This is a genomic window from Paenibacillus oryzisoli (assembly GCF_001653565.1).
In the GTDB taxonomy this organism is placed as follows: domain Bacteria; phylum Bacillota; class Bacilli; order Paenibacillales; family NBRC-103111; genus Paenibacillus_E; species Paenibacillus_E oryzisoli.
This window is the reverse complement of record NZ_LYPB01000057.1, coordinates 1-15,316: the sequence shown is the minus strand read 5'-3', so window position 1 is coordinate 15,316 and position 15,316 is coordinate 1. Positions and strand designations below refer to the sequence as shown.

Annotated in this window: 18 protein-coding genes, 8 tRNA genes and 3 rRNA genes; 7 read left to right on the top strand and 22 right to left on the bottom strand. The window is 46.0% G+C overall.

All coding sequences use genetic code 11. From position 1 onward, the window contains the following. Window positions 1-167: 167 nt before the first annotated feature. Window positions 168-839 (bottom strand): hypothetical protein, encoded by a 672-nt coding sequence (locus A8708_RS11540; RefSeq protein ID WP_157264688.1) that lies wholly within the window; start codon window positions 837-839, stop codon window positions 168-170. Between the two features lie 5 nt (window positions 840-844). Next, window positions 845-1,240 (bottom strand): winged helix-turn-helix transcriptional regulator, encoded by a 396-nt coding sequence (locus tag A8708_RS11535; protein ID WP_420848543.1) that lies wholly within the window; start codon window positions 1,238-1,240, stop codon window positions 845-847. 130 nt (window positions 1,241-1,370) lie between these two features. Between A8708_RS11535 and A8708_RS11530 the strand changes: the two genes are divergently transcribed. Both A8708_RS11530 and A8708_RS11525 read left to right on the top strand, forming a co-directional pair. Further along, window positions 1,371-1,724: a DoxX family protein gene (locus tag A8708_RS11530; protein WP_068663615.1), complete on the top strand. Its 354-nt coding sequence runs from the start codon at window positions 1,371-1,373 to the stop codon at window positions 1,722-1,724. A gap of 46 nt (window positions 1,725-1,770) precedes the next feature. Beyond that, complete coding sequence (locus tag A8708_RS11525) at window positions 1,771-2,538, top strand: DODA-type extradiol aromatic ring-opening family dioxygenase (protein WP_068663614.1); 768 nt, start codon at window positions 1,771-1,773, stop codon at window positions 2,536-2,538. Between the two features lie 55 nt (window positions 2,539-2,593). On the opposite strand, the gene rpmF is transcribed toward A8708_RS11525, so the two are convergent. From rpmF to A8708_RS11510, 3 genes are all read right to left on the bottom strand, one after another. Next, window positions 2,594-2,770, bottom strand: coding sequence for a 50S ribosomal protein L32 (gene rpmF / locus A8708_RS11520; RefSeq protein WP_047680282.1), 177 nt, complete (start codon window positions 2,768-2,770; stop codon window positions 2,594-2,596). A 109-nt stretch (window positions 2,771-2,879) separates the two neighbouring features. After that, window positions 2,880-3,506: a hypothetical protein gene (locus A8708_RS11515; protein ID WP_068663613.1), complete on the bottom strand. Its 627-nt coding sequence runs from the start codon at window positions 3,504-3,506 to the stop codon at window positions 2,880-2,882. A 439-nt stretch (window positions 3,507-3,945) separates the two neighbouring features. Further along, a complete protein-coding gene (locus A8708_RS11510) occupies window positions 3,946-4,680 on the bottom strand; it encodes a class I SAM-dependent methyltransferase (RefSeq protein WP_068663612.1) in 735 nt (244 codons plus the stop codon). Window positions 4,681-4,801: 121 nt separating this feature from the next. Here A8708_RS11510 and A8708_RS11505 point away from each other — a divergent pair, with 121 nt between their 5' ends. The 4 genes from A8708_RS11505 (at window position 4,802) to A8708_RS11490 (ending at window position 9,296) form a co-directional block, all read left to right on the top strand. Further along, a complete protein-coding gene (locus A8708_RS11505) occupies window positions 4,802-5,497 on the top strand; it encodes a response regulator transcription factor (protein ID WP_068663611.1) in 696 nt (231 codons plus the stop codon). After that, window positions 5,490-6,503: a sensor histidine kinase gene (locus tag A8708_RS11500; RefSeq protein ID WP_068663610.1), complete on the top strand. Its 1,014-nt coding sequence runs from the start codon at window positions 5,490-5,492 to the stop codon at window positions 6,501-6,503. The genes A8708_RS11505 and A8708_RS11500 overlap by 8 nt, the downstream gene beginning before the upstream one ends. A 101-nt stretch (window positions 6,504-6,604) precedes the next feature. Continuing rightward, a complete protein-coding gene (locus tag A8708_RS11495) occupies window positions 6,605-7,366 on the top strand; it encodes an ABC transporter ATP-binding protein (RefSeq protein WP_068663609.1) in 762 nt (253 codons plus the stop codon). Beyond that, window positions 7,356-9,296, top strand: a complete 1,941-nt coding sequence (locus A8708_RS11490) for an ABC transporter permease (RefSeq protein WP_068663608.1) — start codon at window positions 7,356-7,358, stop codon at window positions 9,294-9,296. The genes A8708_RS11495 and A8708_RS11490 overlap by 11 nt, the downstream gene beginning before the upstream one ends. Window positions 9,297-9,383: 87 nt before the next feature. Here the strand turns inward: A8708_RS11490 and A8708_RS11485 are convergent, their stop codons facing one another. Next, window positions 9,384-10,166 (bottom strand): squalene/phytoene synthase family protein, encoded by a 783-nt coding sequence (locus A8708_RS11485; RefSeq protein ID WP_068663619.1) that lies wholly within the window; start codon window positions 10,164-10,166, stop codon window positions 9,384-9,386. A 387-nt stretch (window positions 10,167-10,553) separates the two neighbouring features. Further along, window positions 10,554-10,688 (bottom strand): hypothetical protein, encoded by a 135-nt coding sequence (locus A8708_RS36775; protein WP_275667880.1) that lies wholly within the window; start codon window positions 10,686-10,688, stop codon window positions 10,554-10,556. 116 nt (window positions 10,689-10,804) lie between these two features. On the opposite strand from A8708_RS36775, the gene A8708_RS11480 reads away from it, so the two are divergent. Next, window positions 10,805-11,713, top strand: a complete 909-nt coding sequence (locus tag A8708_RS11480; protein WP_068663607.1) for a manganese catalase family protein — start codon at window positions 10,805-10,807, stop codon at window positions 11,711-11,713. A 47-nt stretch (window positions 11,714-11,760) separates the two neighbouring features. Here A8708_RS11480 and A8708_RS11475 read toward each other — a convergent pair whose 3' ends face one another. The 15 genes from A8708_RS11475 to A8708_RS11410 form a co-directional block, all read right to left on the bottom strand. After that, window positions 11,761-11,964 carry a hypothetical protein gene (locus A8708_RS11475; RefSeq protein ID WP_068663606.1) on the bottom strand — a complete coding sequence of 68 codons (204 nt, stop codon included), beginning with the start codon at window positions 11,962-11,964 and terminating at the stop codon, window positions 11,761-11,763. A 38-nt stretch (window positions 11,965-12,002) separates the two neighbouring features. Beyond that, a complete protein-coding gene (locus A8708_RS11470; protein ID WP_068663618.1) occupies window positions 12,003-12,458 on the bottom strand; it encodes an NUDIX domain-containing protein in 456 nt (151 codons plus the stop codon). Between the two features lie 26 nt (window positions 12,459-12,484). Beyond that, entirely contained in the window at window positions 12,485-12,616 is a 132-nt protein-coding gene (locus A8708_RS36770) for a hypothetical protein (protein WP_275667879.1), read from the bottom strand. Between the two features lie 387 nt (window positions 12,617-13,003). Continuing rightward, window positions 13,004-13,951, bottom strand: coding sequence for an MBL fold metallo-hydrolase (locus A8708_RS11465; protein ID WP_068663605.1), 948 nt, complete (start codon window positions 13,949-13,951; stop codon window positions 13,004-13,006). 113 nt (window positions 13,952-14,064) lie between these two features. Then, window positions 14,065-14,135, bottom strand: a tRNA-Gly gene (locus tag A8708_RS11460). 20 nt (window positions 14,136-14,155) lie between these two features. Beyond that, window positions 14,156-14,232 (bottom strand) — tRNA-Arg (locus A8708_RS11455). Window positions 14,233-14,249: 17 nt separating this feature from the next. Further along, a tRNA-Leu gene (locus A8708_RS11450) sits at window positions 14,250-14,335 on the bottom strand. A gap of 8 nt (window positions 14,336-14,343) precedes the next feature. Further along, window positions 14,344-14,414 (bottom strand) — tRNA-Cys (locus A8708_RS11445). Window positions 14,415-14,440: 26 nt separating this feature from the next. After that, window positions 14,441-14,516, bottom strand: a tRNA-Val gene (locus tag A8708_RS11440). A 79-nt stretch (window positions 14,517-14,595) separates the two neighbouring features. Next, a tRNA-Glu gene (locus A8708_RS11435) sits at window positions 14,596-14,670 on the bottom strand. A 7-nt stretch (window positions 14,671-14,677) separates the two neighbouring features. Beyond that, a tRNA-Asn gene (locus A8708_RS11430) sits at window positions 14,678-14,753 on the bottom strand. Window positions 14,754-14,757: 4 nt separating this feature from the next. Beyond that, window positions 14,758-14,833, bottom strand: a tRNA-Ala gene (locus A8708_RS11425). Window positions 14,834-14,899: 66 nt separating this feature from the next. Then, a 5S ribosomal RNA gene (rrf, locus tag A8708_RS11420) occupies window positions 14,900-15,016 on the bottom strand. A gap of 30 nt (window positions 15,017-15,046) precedes the next feature. Further along, window positions 15,047-15,163 (bottom strand): 5S ribosomal RNA (gene rrf / locus A8708_RS11415). 72 nt (window positions 15,164-15,235) lie between these two features. After that, a 23S ribosomal RNA gene (locus tag A8708_RS11410) occupies window positions 15,236-15,316 on the bottom strand; the annotation flags it as partial.

Sequence of the window (15,316 nt, the reverse complement as noted above, 5' to 3'; positions counted from 1 at the left end):
GAAACAGAAACTCCCCATATACGCCTCGCTTATCTCCGTCTTCCAAGGACAATTCAGCTTCTGAACCTAAGTAGTAACGAGGAAATCCATCTATTTAGGAATCCCCCCTCCGCAGCCACCTGCAGCGTCATCCAACGCTTACAGCCACCGTCGCGTGCGGACCCGACCTATTTTAAAAACTGATCCGTCGAACCTGCCGCCACAAAATCACTCAGCTTCAAAAGATTCTTCTTCCCCATGTTGCCCGTTATCGTATGCGATTTAGGCTTCTCAGCATTCGGGTCGTCGACGATTCTTTTGACATAATCCCCTGTAAGCAGGTTATAGTCTTCTTCGTCACCCGTTTTCTCTGTCATGGTCCCCGTAAAATAGGAGCCGACGGTAGCGCCTATCAGGTACCAATCCTCATTTTGAAATCTGAAGCGGTAATTTCCATACCATCTGAAGTTACTTCCCCCATAGAAACTCACGACAACGGAGCCTCTATCGATGGCAAGATCCGCTAGTGGATCGCCCCATACCCCGCCCTCATCGGCTTTCAGGATCGCCTTATCTGCGATGACCGAGCGTGTGTAGGTGCCATCCTTATTCCCAAAAGCTATCAGAAGCGCTCTTTCAGCTGCCTGATCTTTGGCGCTTTCAAGCTTCTCGATGACTATCGCGACGTCTTGAATACCGTCATTGTTCAAGTCCCCCTCTACCTTCTCAGCGCCACTCTGCCGGACTAGTAGCTGCCACCCGGGAGGAATCAGTGTAGATACATTCTTATCCTCTTTCATATTGGGAGCAGCAATTCCCATCATGAAAGCTACTACTATGATATAAGACAGAAATTTCAACCGCATTACTCCTTATCTTTGGTGAATTCGTCCAATCTACCTTCAAATGATTCCACAGATCTCTCTTCCCCATACAACTCATTCAAATGGCTAAGATGCGACATTCCCCAATCATTCATGGCCTGTAAGACCGTAGACATTCCTTTGCCGTGTTCTGTGATGGAATATTCGACTTTGGGTGGGATTTGATGATAAATCTTCCGATGAACAATATCGTGATACTCGAGCTCCCTTAATTGTTGGGTAAGCATTTTTTTCGTTATGTCGGGAATCGCTTTTTGGAGTTCGCTAAATCTCATCGTACCATTCGAGAAAAGGTGGAACAAAACGACGGGCTTCCATTTGCCTACCAGGATTTCCAAGACAGTTTCAAATTTACAATGGGGTGCCTCCATATGCATTTCCTCCTCAATTTCAAAAAGGTATCTTTTTGTATACTAGGTATATTTGGAGTAACTACTTCTCAGTATCGCTACTAGGGATTATTATACGACTAGACACTTACTTAATTCAAGGAGGTAATTTTATTTTATGAATATCACATTATGGATCGCACAGGGAATTCTAGCAGCAGCGTTTATTATGGCAGGTTCTATGAAAACTTTTCAGTATGAGAAAGTCAAATCAGGGATGCCTTGGGCCAAAGATTCATCCAAAGGTATGGTAAATTTCATTGGACTATCCGAACTTCTTGGAGGATTAGGGCTGATTATCCCTTATGCGACAGGAATCGCTCCTATTTTGACACCAATTGCCGCTATTGCACTAGGTTTCATTATGGTACTTGCAGCAGTAGTTCACGCTAAGAGGAATGAAAACTCAGGCATCGGGATGAACATTATTTTCTTGGCGATATTACTATTTGTAGCAATCGGGCGTTGGTAAGATTCTTACAACACAGTAAATACAATAACGAGTAGGAGGTTCCACTATGCTTTCCCCAGTCTTTTTGCCGCACGGGTCACCATATACCATTTTTGAAAAATCCGAGTTCACAGCATTCCTGAATCGCTTCGGCCAGGAGAACCGCCCCAAAGCCATCGTCATTTTCTCTGCTCACTTCGAAAGTGAAATAACGACCATTGCCGCGACTGATGATGTGCATGACATGGAATATGATTATTACGGGTTTCCTTCCTCGTATTATCAAGTTCAATATCCTGCTAGAGGCTCAACAATCGTTGCTTCCATGGTGGAAGAGCGCCTGCGCCAGAATAACATTCCGGTTCAAAAGAAATATCGCGGCTTAGATCACGGTGTCTTCCCTATTATGATGCACGCTTATCCGGAGGCCGATATTCCGATCGTTCCCGTTTCAGTCAACCCCTTCTTGCCTGCGAGACAACAGATTGCGATCGGTGAGGCGCTGCAAGGGCTGGAGCAGGATGGCATTCTTGTCATTGGAAGCGGCTTCTTGACCCATAACTTTAATGAAATTGACCGTAATAAGGAAGCGCAACCTCGCGCATGGGCTGTGCAATTCAGGGATTGGATTCGGGAGAAGGTGCTCGCCAGAGATATCGAAGCTCTAAGCCACTACGAAACACTTGCCCCTCATGCAGCCCTAGGCGTCCCCCGTGCCGAGCATTTCGTGCCTTTGCTGATTGCACTTGGAAGTGGCAGCCCTGGTCGAGAAATTGATGTATTGCACGACACCATCGAACATGGTTCATTAAGTACATTGGCTTTCAAATTTTAAAATAAAAAAAGACACTTCTATGAGAAGTGTCTTTTTCATTGCAAGATTCATATGATTATTGAGCTTGTACGATCTCTCTACCCTTATATGAACCGCAGTTTTTGCAAACATGATGCGCTTTTTTAAGCTCAGCACATTGTTCACACTTCACCATACCTGGCACAGCCAGTTTAAAGTGAGTACGGCGCTTATCGCGACGTGTTTTGGACGTTCTCCGTTGAGGAACTGCCATAGTCAAAACACCTCCAGTTACTTTACTAAACAACAAGAGATATTGTAGCCTTCTCGAAGCCATTTGTCAATGCTAGAACCTATCTTTTGAGTTAGCCAATCTCGTATACTTACGATTTTCTTCTTGCTCTCATCAGCAGGAGCCCTGCCCCAATAACTACGATGACGCCTACTTGTGCGAATTCTAGTAAATGATAGCGAACTAATCGATGATAAATCGCTTTGAGAATAGCCCATTTATTCGTATACGTCATCGTATCCATCTTGCTTTTTAAACTCACATTCTCTATTGGCTCCACGCCTTGCCCCATCTTGCTTAGTTCCACTGTAGCATTCGTGAGCTTCTTCGTTAAAGAACAAGAGCTTGTTTGCAGCATATTCGTTTTAAAATCATAGTCATAAGCAAATACAAGATAGGTTTCACCCTGCCCAAACGTGTAGCCACAGGACGGCTCACCCAATTTGGTTAGAACAATGGCCTGCGTCTGATTCATCCCTTTCCACGATTTCTCTACAGCGAAATGCACGGCGATTTGATGATCCAGAATACCATTGATATCTAAGACCTTAGGTTCGATGGCAAGTACTTTGCCCGCAAACACAGCCTTCGATTGTTCCACAGCCTGTATCGGATCCGTCTGTAGCTCACAGCTGCAAGCATAACTTTTACTCGGCAAGATTAGGATTATACCGCTTAGCATGATGACAAAAGAGAGAGCCATTACGATTCGATTCACACACGTCTTCCTCTCAATTGAAAATCTACCAAACTAACAGACGTGAATTTCCAAATAATGTTTCACAATAGGACGTAATACACAAAATAAACGGCTGCGCCTTCCGCTATCTGCCGACCTACGCCACCTAGCCCCATTAGTCCGAAAATACCCAACTAATTCCACCGCCGGGATGCTGGATTCTCCATTAGTCCGAATTAGCCGAACTAAATCCCCTCAAATGACGGCCACAGGCGAAAATCGGTCATTTAGTTCGGTAAAATCGGACTATTCTTCCCTTTACGCACGATTCCCGGATTTAGTTGGGAAATATCGGACTAATCGTGCACTGGCTTTCGCCACCCACTCCCATCCGGAATACAAAAAAGGGGAAGCATCGCTTCCCCAGAACCCAAACCATATAGAAATCCTCCTACCCCGAAGGGCAGCAGGACATAAACTACTTCTTAACCGCTGAAATCAATAGGAAGATGGGACGGCGCATTTCGTCTTTCATATCAGGGTATTTCTCCAGAGCTTCAGCCGTCGGTTGAGGCTCAGCAACCTGCGTGATAAGGAATCCCGCTTCCATCAACCCATTCATATAGGAAGATATCGTTCGATGATATTTGACCACATCATGATCCAGAAACCTCGCTACCCGCTGCCCCTCCGCCTGGTAGTCGTCGACAGGCCAGTGCATGCGCTCGCCTGCGGGGCCATAGTGCCAGTCTTGCGCAGCACGTGAGGTAAAGACCGGATGCTCCACAGAGAGGACGAAGGTGCCTCTGGCAGCCAGACAATGCTGTACCTTACGACATACCGCATCCCATTGTTCAACGTAATGAAGAGCCAACGAGGAGATCACAACGTCAAACTCCCCAGCCGCGAAGTCGATGTCTTCAATCGCCAGCCTCTGATACGTGATACCTGAATCGCTATGATTCGCGCTGGCATACGCCAGCATTTTCTCCGAGAGATCTACACCAACGACGGACGCTGCCCCTTGCTCACGGGCATACTTGCAATGCCAACCGTAACCGCATCCAAGATCAAGAACGCGTTTGCCTTGAAGCGTAGGCAGCATCGTACGAAGAACAGGCCATTCCCCAGCGGCGTTGAGGCCGCCAATAGAACGAGGCATCTCGCTATATTTTTCATAAAATCCAAGCTCATCATATTTATTTTGTTTCATCTAGGACTCCTCATTGTAAAGATTTCGTTTAAAAGATAGGATAGAATGAATTTAGCTTTTTTAACTAGTTTACAATACAATAAGTTTGAAGCCAAAGAATGACCGGAAATGGGTGATTTCGTTGTTTACAATCTTACTGATTGAAGATGATGCAACCTTATTCGCAGAGATCAAAGAGCGTTTGGCTCAGTGGTCCTATCAGGTGCATGGCATCTCTGATTTTAATAAAGTTCTTGAGACATTTATTGCCTTGAAACCCGATTTAGTCATCATTGATATTCAACTGCCTAAATTCGATGGTTTTCATTGGTGTCGCATGATTCGGACGCATTCCAATGTGCCCATCGTCTTCCTCTCTTCGCGCGACCATCCCACAGATATGGTGATGTCTATGCAACTTGGAGCGGATGACTTCATCCATAAGCCTTTTCATTTTGACGTGCTGATCGCCAAGATTCATGCCATCCTTCGCCGTGTCTACAACTACAATACGGAGCAAATGAAGCTCAAAACATGGTGCGGCGCTACGATCGATTTTGAGAAAAATACCATTAGTCATGCCTCTGGATCCATTGAACTGACCAAGAATGAAATCTACATACTAAAGCTCCTCATCGAGCATAAGAATACGATTGTCAGCAGGGAAGACATCATCAACAGCTTATGGAATGATCAGCGTTTTGTCAGTGATAATACATTGACGGTGAATGTGAATCGGCTAAGGAAGAAGCTGGACGAGCTTGATTTAGGGCGGTTCATTGAAACAAAGGTCGGGCAAGGCTACATCGCAACGGAAGAGATCCCTCATTATGATTAAGTTGTATCTCAGAGAGCGAATAAGCTGGATCCTCATGTTCTTCTTCGGTCAAGTTCTCCTGCTGCTCATCGCCTATCTCGACCACTCGATTCCTTTCCGATCCGTTCTGTATATTGTTTTCTTATTTACGATGCTCTTCGTAATCTTTCTGATCGTTCGGTATCACAGAGAAACGGCTTTTATCAAGCGATTAAACGACTGGGAAACCAGTCTCGATGTATCCGGTTTTGCTGACGCGGCAAGTCCCTTTGAGAAGATCATGGAAGCCGCCTTGGTTAATCAAACGCAGCAGCTCCACCAGACAGCCTCGCGGCAGCAAATCGCGCTGGAACAAGAGAAAGATGAATTGCTAGCTTGGATTCATGAAGTGAAGACGCCGCTCACCGCCATGCATCTGATGATTGGCCGTTTGGAGAACGATAAGGCGAAAGCCTCCATCACCTTTGAATGGCTGCGTATTCATCATCTTCTGGACCAACAGCTTCATCAGCTGCGACTTCCCTCCATTGAAAATGATCTCTATATTGAAAAGGTACAGTTGGAAGATATCCTCTTCTCGGAGATTAAATCACTGCAATCTTGGTGCATTCAGAAAGGCATAGGGTTTGACGTCCAATTAGACGCCACAGAGACGCTCCTCAGTGACACCAAATGGCTCGCATTCATCCTGCGTCAACTCTTAACGAATGCCGTGAAATATAGCGAGAGCTTTTCGCCTGATATTATTGTGAGAAGTTTCTTCGAACAGGGGCGTACTGTCCTAGAAGTAACGGATTTTGGACGCGGCATTGATGCCAAGGATCTTCCCCGTATCTTCGATAAGGGCTTCACCTCCACGACCTGGCATCAGGACAGCGCCGCGACGGGCATGGGGTTATATCTAGCCCGCAGGGCAGCAGACACGCTGCACATCCAGATAGCGGTGCATTCGGAGGTGGGTCTCGGAACGACGTTCACCCTCACTTTTCCACAGCCCAATGAACTCGTGCGGATAACAGGCATGTGACAATAATGTCACATGCTTTTGTACTTTGTTCGTCCAATCGAAGGATAAATGCGGCCTGGCTTTTTATAATAAAGCTAATCGTATAAAGGAGTGTGTTATTCATGTCTATCCTACAAGCCGTTAAAATTCATAAAAGCTTCGGCAATAAACATAACAAACAAGAGGTACTTCGCGGCATCGACATCTCCATTGCAAAAGGGGAGTTCGTCAGCATCATGGGCCCTTCCGGCTCTGGGAAAACGACGTTGCTTAACGTACTTTCTTCCATCGACAAAGTGAGTCATGGTTCCATTCAGATTGACAAGGCAGAAACGACGAGCATGAAAGAAAAACAATTGGCTGAGTTTCGGAAGAATCATCTCGGTTTTATTTTTCAGGACTATAATTTGCTGGATACATTAACTGTGAAAGAAAATATCTTACTTCCGTTATCCATTACGAAAATGTCTAAAGTTGAAGCTAATCAGCGCTTTCATGACCTTGCGGGGGAGCTCGGCATTTATGAGTTGAAGGATAAGTATCCGAACGAAATATCCGGTGGACAGAAACAGCGAACGTCCGCTGCCAGAGCGTTTATTCATGATCCTGATATTATTTTCGCGGATGAACCTACCGGTGCGCTCGATTCCAAGTCTGCCTCCGATTTGCTGAATAAACTCAGTGAAATGAATGTAAGTCGCCAAGCGAGCATTGTGATGGTCACACATGACCCCGTTGCGGCCAGCTATAGCTCCAGGGTGATCTTCATTAAAGACGGACAGATCTACTCCCAAATCTATAAAGGGCAAGAAACGAGACAAGCCTTCTTTCAAGATATTATGAAGACCCAAGGCGTACTTGGCGGTGTACACAATGAGTATTAATCAGCTCATCTTCCAAAACTTGAAGGCCAATATCAAACATTACTACTTGTATGTGTTTGCATTAATGTTCAGCGTTGCGCTCTATTTCGCATTTGTTACTTTGCAGTATGACCCTGCTTTAGACGCCACCAAGGGATCGATTAAAGGTGCTGCCGCACTGAAGTCTGCATCCATCCTGCTTATCGCCATTGTAGCTATCTTCAATTTATATGCGAATAACATTTTCGTGAAAAGACGGAGTAAAGAAATCGGCCTTCTACAGCTCATCGGCATGACGAAGGGCAAAATCTTTCGCATCCTCAGTACCGAAAATTTTATTTTATACTTCGGTTCGTTAGTCGTTGGGGCGTTTATCGGATTCTCTGTCTCTAAGCTCATTCTGATGGTCTTATTGCAAATTACAGGGGTAAAAGCTGACGCAACGCTTCACTTTTCGGTACAAGCGTTTATCCAATCTATTGTTGTTTTTAGCAGCGTTTACTTATTAATTCTACTGGTTAATTATTTATTTATTCAAAGGCAGACGATACTTTCGTTATTCCATGTCGCTACTTCCACCGAAGCCAAAGTGAAGCAAATGTCGAAGACAGAAGCGATCCTTGGATTCATTGGGCTATGTCTCGTTTTATTAGGCTACTTTGTATCCTCTAAGTTGTTTTCAGGAAGCATTACGACAGCGCCCGGATTATTGAGCGGCATGCTTTTCATTCTTGCCTCTGTGATCATCGGTACCTACTTGTTCTATAAAGAGTCTGTCCGTTTAATCTTAAATGTGGTTCGTAAGAGGAAAAATGGCTATTTGAACGTGCAAGAGGTCCTCTCCCTCGCTTCTATTATGTATCGGATGAAATCCAACGCTTTGCTATTGATGGTGATCACAACGGTATCTGCCTTAGCAATTGGCTTGCTGTCCTTAAGTTATATTACGTACTATTCGGTTGAAAAAACAGCAGAAAGGAACTTGCCTGCTCACTTCTCCGTAACGGAACGTCACTACGCGGAGAGCTTCACGCAAGCCTTAGATGCCAGCGGCATCAAACACCGTGATACAACGATTGAGGTCATTCAAATCAAAGCTGATCTGAGCCAAGTGATGGATACGAAAAATGAACTGTATGTAGGCCCAGATGTCAATCGAATGGCTGTGATTAGCGATACAACGATAGGCATGGATGTGGCTGCGAACCAAACCTATTTCACTGGTGCTAACGATGAAATGCAGAAATTTCTTCAATTCAAACCGAACAGCCAAGCCAAGCTGATCACCCTCAATGCCACTATTCCACTAACTTATATCGGCATTGAAGAACAATCCTACATTTCGAGGCGTTTCTCCTTCGGCAGCCTGCCTGTTGCCGTTGTAGACGATTCCGTCTTTCAGCGGATGAAGCAAGATCTCGATCCCGAGATTCAAGGAACATCCTCCCTGTATTTCGGTATTGATATCGTGGATGAGAAGCAACTTGAGAAAGCTAATCAACTTTTCCATGACGAGAAGTGGGGAGATCGAGCTACTCGTGATTCTCGTCAAGATATGGCTAGCGAATTGAAAAATCGCATGGGCTTGATGATGTTCATTGTCGGTTTCCTAGGACTTACCTTCCTGATCACTTCAGGCTGCATTCTTTATTTCAAGCAAATGGATGAGAGCGAAGATGAGAAATCTTCGTATACCATTCTGCGCAAGCTCGGTTTTACCCAAAGCGATCTGCTCAAGGGGATTCAGGTCAAACAGCTTTTCAATTTCGGTATCCCCTTAATTGTGGGACTGGTTCATAGTTACTTCGCAATTCAGTCTGGATGGTTCTTCTTCGGAACGGAGCTGTGGACGCCGATGATGATCGTGATGGGGCTGTACACGGCGCTCTACTCCGTGTTCGGGGTGCTGTCCGTGCAGCATTATCGGAAGGTGATTAAAAAGGCATTGTAAGAGATTTCAAACCTAACCGAAGACAGAAAAGAAGCCTGCATCCGTTTAAGGAATGTAGGCTTCTTTTCCATATATTGACCCCTGCTCTTATGTTACCTTGCTCACAATTTTCAATACAGCATCGCGTGTCAACTTACTTCCACCAGCAGATAGCAATTTTAACGTCGCGTGGGCAAGCGCCAAAGGTACCTTGCAGAACTTTAACGCTGGCCCTTGCTTCAGGTCTGCGATATAAGCATCGGCAAGCTCCAAATTGCGGCGCGTGTACTGCTGCATTTCCTTGAAGCCCCAGCCTTCCGGGAAGAAGCTAACGCCACGTTTCGCATCTTCAGCTTGGTTTCGAAGGATATTAACTGCCTGCAACCCTCTTCCGAAGGCAATGGCCTTATCACGATCTGATTGTGTGCCGTCATTCCACAGCCATAGCTCGGACAGCATTTCACCAACCATACCAGCCACACTGTAAGTATACCCATCCAAATCTTCTTCCGTACGGATGCTCCAACCTTTTTGGACCCATTCCGACATTTGGAGTGACATTTTGGCAATGTATTTCTCAATAATGCCCCTCGCCGAAGGCGGACAAAGACGCAGCCATTCAGCAAGTCGCAGAGAAACTTCGGGAAGTTCTTGCACCGTATACGGTGCTAATAATTTCTGGATAGCATCCATAATATCCGAAGTCTGGAATGCTCCGTGCACACCAGCTAACAGATCTATTTTCAAAGCATCCGCCAGATTCTCATGATCTTCGATTTCATCTATAGCCCGCATGCACAGATAGGCAGATGCTACCGCTTCTTTCAGACCTGCGTCCAAACCGCTAATTGGTATATAAAAGGTGCGGCTTGTTTGTTTCAACATGGTCATTGCATCTTTCACAGTATCGGTACTAATGGTAATTACCTCCAAGTATAAACTTACCTTTAACTTATATAATGTTACCTCATGATAACATACTTTATTATTGTTAATCCAAGCTCAACCACCAATAGTTTCGGAATCTAGGCTTTATTACACAAAAGTGTCAAATTTTCAGAGAGGCGTCCTCGTTAATTGCAATATATTGGGAGCGAAGTAAGAAATGACCCCCTTTTTTGGATATTATGTCCAAAATGTGAAGGGAATAAAATAAACCACGTAAATTTCATCTTCCGTTTCGCAAGAAAAAAAGCTACCGATTTATTCCATCGGCAACCTTGTATTACTTCCTATCGCTCATACGAGCATCTACGACACGCGTGGTTTCTCGATGGGCTATTCCACGCTGGCGCGGTACAAGCCATCCTTCCCCTGAACAGGCTCAGCCACTTTCTCCCCATTTACCAAAAGGTGAGAGACATCGCGGCCCGCAGGTGAATTGAAAGTAAAGCTAACAGGTTCTTTTCGCATGTATCGCCGATGCCTCGGAAGATCTGCCACGTGGCATTTTGTGCCGCGGACGGTTAGATATCAAACTATAAGGGTAAACCATGTACAGGAGTGAAATTGATGAAGGAGTTGAAACCATGTTTAAACGAATGGATGAAATTGCAATTGAGATTCCGGACATTGAGAAACCTGATCCTAATGCAGCAGCGGCTGTACAGGAATTATTAGGTGGCAAATTCGGTGAAATGTCCACTTTGAACAATTATCTTTATCAATCCTTTAACTTTCGTTCCAAAGAAAAGCTGAGACCCTTTTACGATTTGATCATGAGTATTACGGCTGAGGAACTTGGTCATGTTGAGTTGGTTTCCCATGCGATTAATAAATGCTTACGAGGCTCGACAAGCTATAAAGAACCCGACCAGTCGCCGCTGGAAGTCGTCAAAGATGCTCGTCTTTCCTATCATTTTCTTGCCGGAGCACAAGGCGCGATGCCAGTTGATTCCATGGGTAACCCTTGGACAGGCACCCATGTTTTTAACAGTGGCAACTTAGTTGAGGATTTGCTGCATAATTTCTTCTTAGAATGCGGTGCACGCACTCATAAAATGAAAGTGTATGAAATGACCGACCATCCCGCAGCTCGCGCTGTGATTGGTTACCTCCTCGTTCGGGGAGGTGTTCATGTTGTTGCTTACGCCAAAGCGTTGGAAGTTGCCACTGGCGTCAATGTCACCAAATTAGTCCCTATCCCTTCCTTAAGCAACAAATCGTTTAATGAAACGAGGAAATATGAGGAAAAAGGCGTCCACACCAAGCTTTACACATGGAGCGACAACGATTTCACAACGATCGGCCAGATTTGGAAAGGTACGCATCCCGAAGATGGCTCTGCTCTGGAAGTTATCCCAGGTGTACCGCAAGGATACCCCATTGCTGAAGCACCCGCTGTCGAAGAGGAATTTGCTCCTGGCATTTCAGCTGAAGACTTTCAGCAGATTGCTGCGAGGCTCAAAATGGCTGGAAATATATCAACGCATAATTAGCTAAATCTGATGATCCTTACGACGTAGGGATCATTTTTTATACACATTTACTCAGTAATTGGCTTCAAATCACTGAATTTTAGTAATACTTCTCTACTCGTATCGAGATAGATTACCCTAATATCTAATTCCTCGTCGTTAATCTCGAAACCAAGAATCATACATTTCCGACCTCGATTCTTCGTCTTTCTAGGATTATCTGGTGCCACAACGTAGGAGCCACCAAGACTCAAACTTATCGTTTCGCTCATCGTAATCTGCTACCTCTCATGTTGTTTTTAAGATTATGCTATCCACCTAATCTTCTTACCTTTTCCTCGATTATACATTGATTAGACTCATCCCACACAACCGAAATTTCAAACGTTCCCAACTCAAAAAATAAAGGAAACCTTCGTTTAAACCAATCTTGCATCGGCATCTGCAAAGCCACATCGATATCAACCCAGGCTAATTCGCCCTCAGGCGGATTGGTTAGCAATTCCCCGGTGAATGTCCGAGTCAAATAATTAAATACCATGTATCGATAGTTTTTCTCGGGAACTAAATATTCGTCGACGCCTTTGTATATAAGGTCTTCTGGCTTAACAACGAGGCCCGTTTCCTCCCACACTTCTCGGACAGTCCCCTCCGTGAAACTCTCCGCTGAATCTACCTTGCCCCCTGGGCCTAGATATCCGGGAAACCCTTTGGACTCAGGGCGATTGATCAGAAGTACCTTATTCCCGTCTTGGACTAGGCACATTGTATAGATGCCACATTCAACTTTATTCACTTCGGCAAATCCTCCTCCAACTGCTTCAAACCCATCTCATAGATATGCGGGAACAAATGAGGCATCCCATTAGAGCCGTAAATAATGGCTATTTGGGAACCTGACTTTAATCGTTTAGGTTTGATCATGTTAAGCCCCCTACCAACAACTGCCAAACACTCTCAAAGTCCTCATCCACGCTCCCCATTCCCCACTCTATGGCATGTGAGGGAAGATGAAAGCGTGAAATCGCCTAAAAGATGCCTCTGGCCAGAGCCGCAGAATCCCCCTGCTTGAACTCTCTGTTAGTCATTCCACGTTCAAGTATCCGTCTAAACCACTCAAAACTCGCATAGCTTTACTTTCATAATGCCGATACAATGTCCCATGACTCACTTGGAGTACCTTCGCTACATCCATCATAATCAAAGCAGAGTTAATACGGCCAAAGTAACCTATAATGTGCATAGAGGTGCTTGATTACATGACGCTCGTCCTCTACAACAAGCACCTCTATTTCACAGCTTACTCACAGTTCACTCAGCTATTAATGTTTCTCCATGCTTCAACAAGCGAAGCAAGCTTGCGTCGAGACCTCTCCGCTGCCAATCCGCCAACAACCGATCCAACGCCTCTTTGGCTGTGTCATCGGCAAGGCGAAATGCACCATAATGCATGGGGATAAACTGCTTTGCCCCAACATCAAGAAACGCCTGCACCGCCTCCTCTGGTGAAACATGCTGCATCCCCATGAACCACTCAGGCTCGTAGGCACCGATCGGCATCAGCGCGTAGCTGATCCCCGGAAATCTCGCTCCGATCTCCCGGAAACCTTCAAAGTACCCGCTATCCCCAGCGAAGTAAATCGTCTGAGACTCCCCCTCCCCTTGCCGCGCCGAGCTAGGCTTCACGATCCATCCACCCCATAGCGAGGTATTCGTATCCGTTAATGTACGTCTTGTCCAATGCTGTGCAGGAACGAAATGAAACTCCAGTTGACTGATGGTCTGACTCCCCCACCATGGCAGTTCATAGACTGTGCGGAAGCCCAGCTTCCGTACCTTAGAACCAAGCCCTTCGGGCACGAGTACGTATGGCGTGCCTCGCAGCTTCTTCAACGAACCTACATGCAAGTGATCGTAATGCGCGTGAGACAGCAATATAACATCGACAGGTGGGATCTCCTCTATAGTTAAACCTGGCGCTTCCAGCCTTGGGCTAAAGCCCATGCGCGTGGCCCACACCGGATCTGTGACAATCGTCATCCCATCTACTTGCAGCAAAAAAGTTGAATGCCCGATCCATGTGATCGTCACGTCGTGCTTATTAGTTCGAAGCAGCTCCTGCTGCTTGTGTTCAGCTTGCCCAATTCGGTAGGATACGTCTTTCACTTTACCCTTCCGCTCTTTCTGCCAGCGACGTACTTCTTTCCATGTTTTCGTCTTCGCATTTGGATCTAAGTTGCTATATCGCTGCCGCGCCATACATTCATTCATCCCCATTCATCTTCGCACGTTTCAAAATCTATCTCTTAGTATAACAAATGCAATCGCGGTATAAAAATGCAAAAAGCCACCCGAAGGTGGCATTTCTTTTAAGCGGGCGGCGGGAATCGAACCCGCGCGATCAGCTTGGAAGGCTGAAGTTCTACCATTAAACTACGCCCGCGTAGTTAGTTGAAGCAAAGATGGCGCGCCCTGAGAGATTCGAACTCCCGACCTTTTGATTCGTAGTCAAATACTCTATCCAGCTGAGCTAAGGGCGCATCTATGTGGTTAACAATGCCGAAGACCAGACTTGAACTGGTACGGTAGTCACCTACCGCAGGATTTTAAGTCCTGTGCGTCTGCCGATTCCGCCACTCCGGCTTATATAAAGGCGCTACCCAGATTCGAACTGGGGGTAAAGCTTTTGCAGAGCTCTGCCTTACCACTTGGCTATAGCGCCGAAATCTTCATTTCTGCCATCTTAAATGGTGGAGGCTGACGGGATCGAACCGCCGACCCTCTGCTTGTAAGGCAGATGCTCTCCCAGCTGAGCTAAGCCTCCATAGGATTAAACCTTTTGGGGTCCACGCAAAGTAATCGGAATATGCTTCGCTAGCAATACGTCACTTTGTGGGGAATAATGGTGACCCGTAGGGGACTCGAACCCCTGTTACCTCCGTGAAAGGGAGGTGTCTTAACCACTTGACCAACGGGCCCAGAAAATGGCTCCCCGAACAGGACTCGAACCTGTGACAACTCGATTAACAGTCGAGTGCTCTACCAACTGAGCTATCAGGGAATAATGGTGGAGCCAAGCGGGATCGAACCGCTGACCTCCTGCTTGCAAGGCAGGCGCTCTCCCAGCTGAGCTATGGCCCCAGACAAAAAAACACCCAATGCAGAGAGACTTTTAGCTCCACTAAAAGATCCCTAAATTAGGTAACTGCTTGGCAACGTTCTACTCTCCCAGAACCCTGCGGTTCAAGTACCATCGACGCTGGAAGGCTTAACGGTCGTGTTCGAGATGGGAACGCGTGGATCCCTTCCGCCATCATCACCAAACAGTCAAAGCGTTTGTTTGCGCCTTGAANTGCTTGGCAACGTTCTACTCTCCCAGAACCCTGCGGTTCAAGTACCATCGACGCTGGAAGGCTTAACGGTCGTGTTCGAGATGGGAACGCGTGGATCCCTTCCGCCATCATCACCAAACAGTCAAAGCGTTTGTTTGCGCCTTGAAAACTAGATACGAAACTTGCGTAAAGTTAGATTTGCTTAGGTTTATTGGTTAAGCCCTCGACCGATTAGTATTCGTCAGCTGCATACGTTGCCGCACTTCCACCTCGAACCTATCAACCTCGTCGT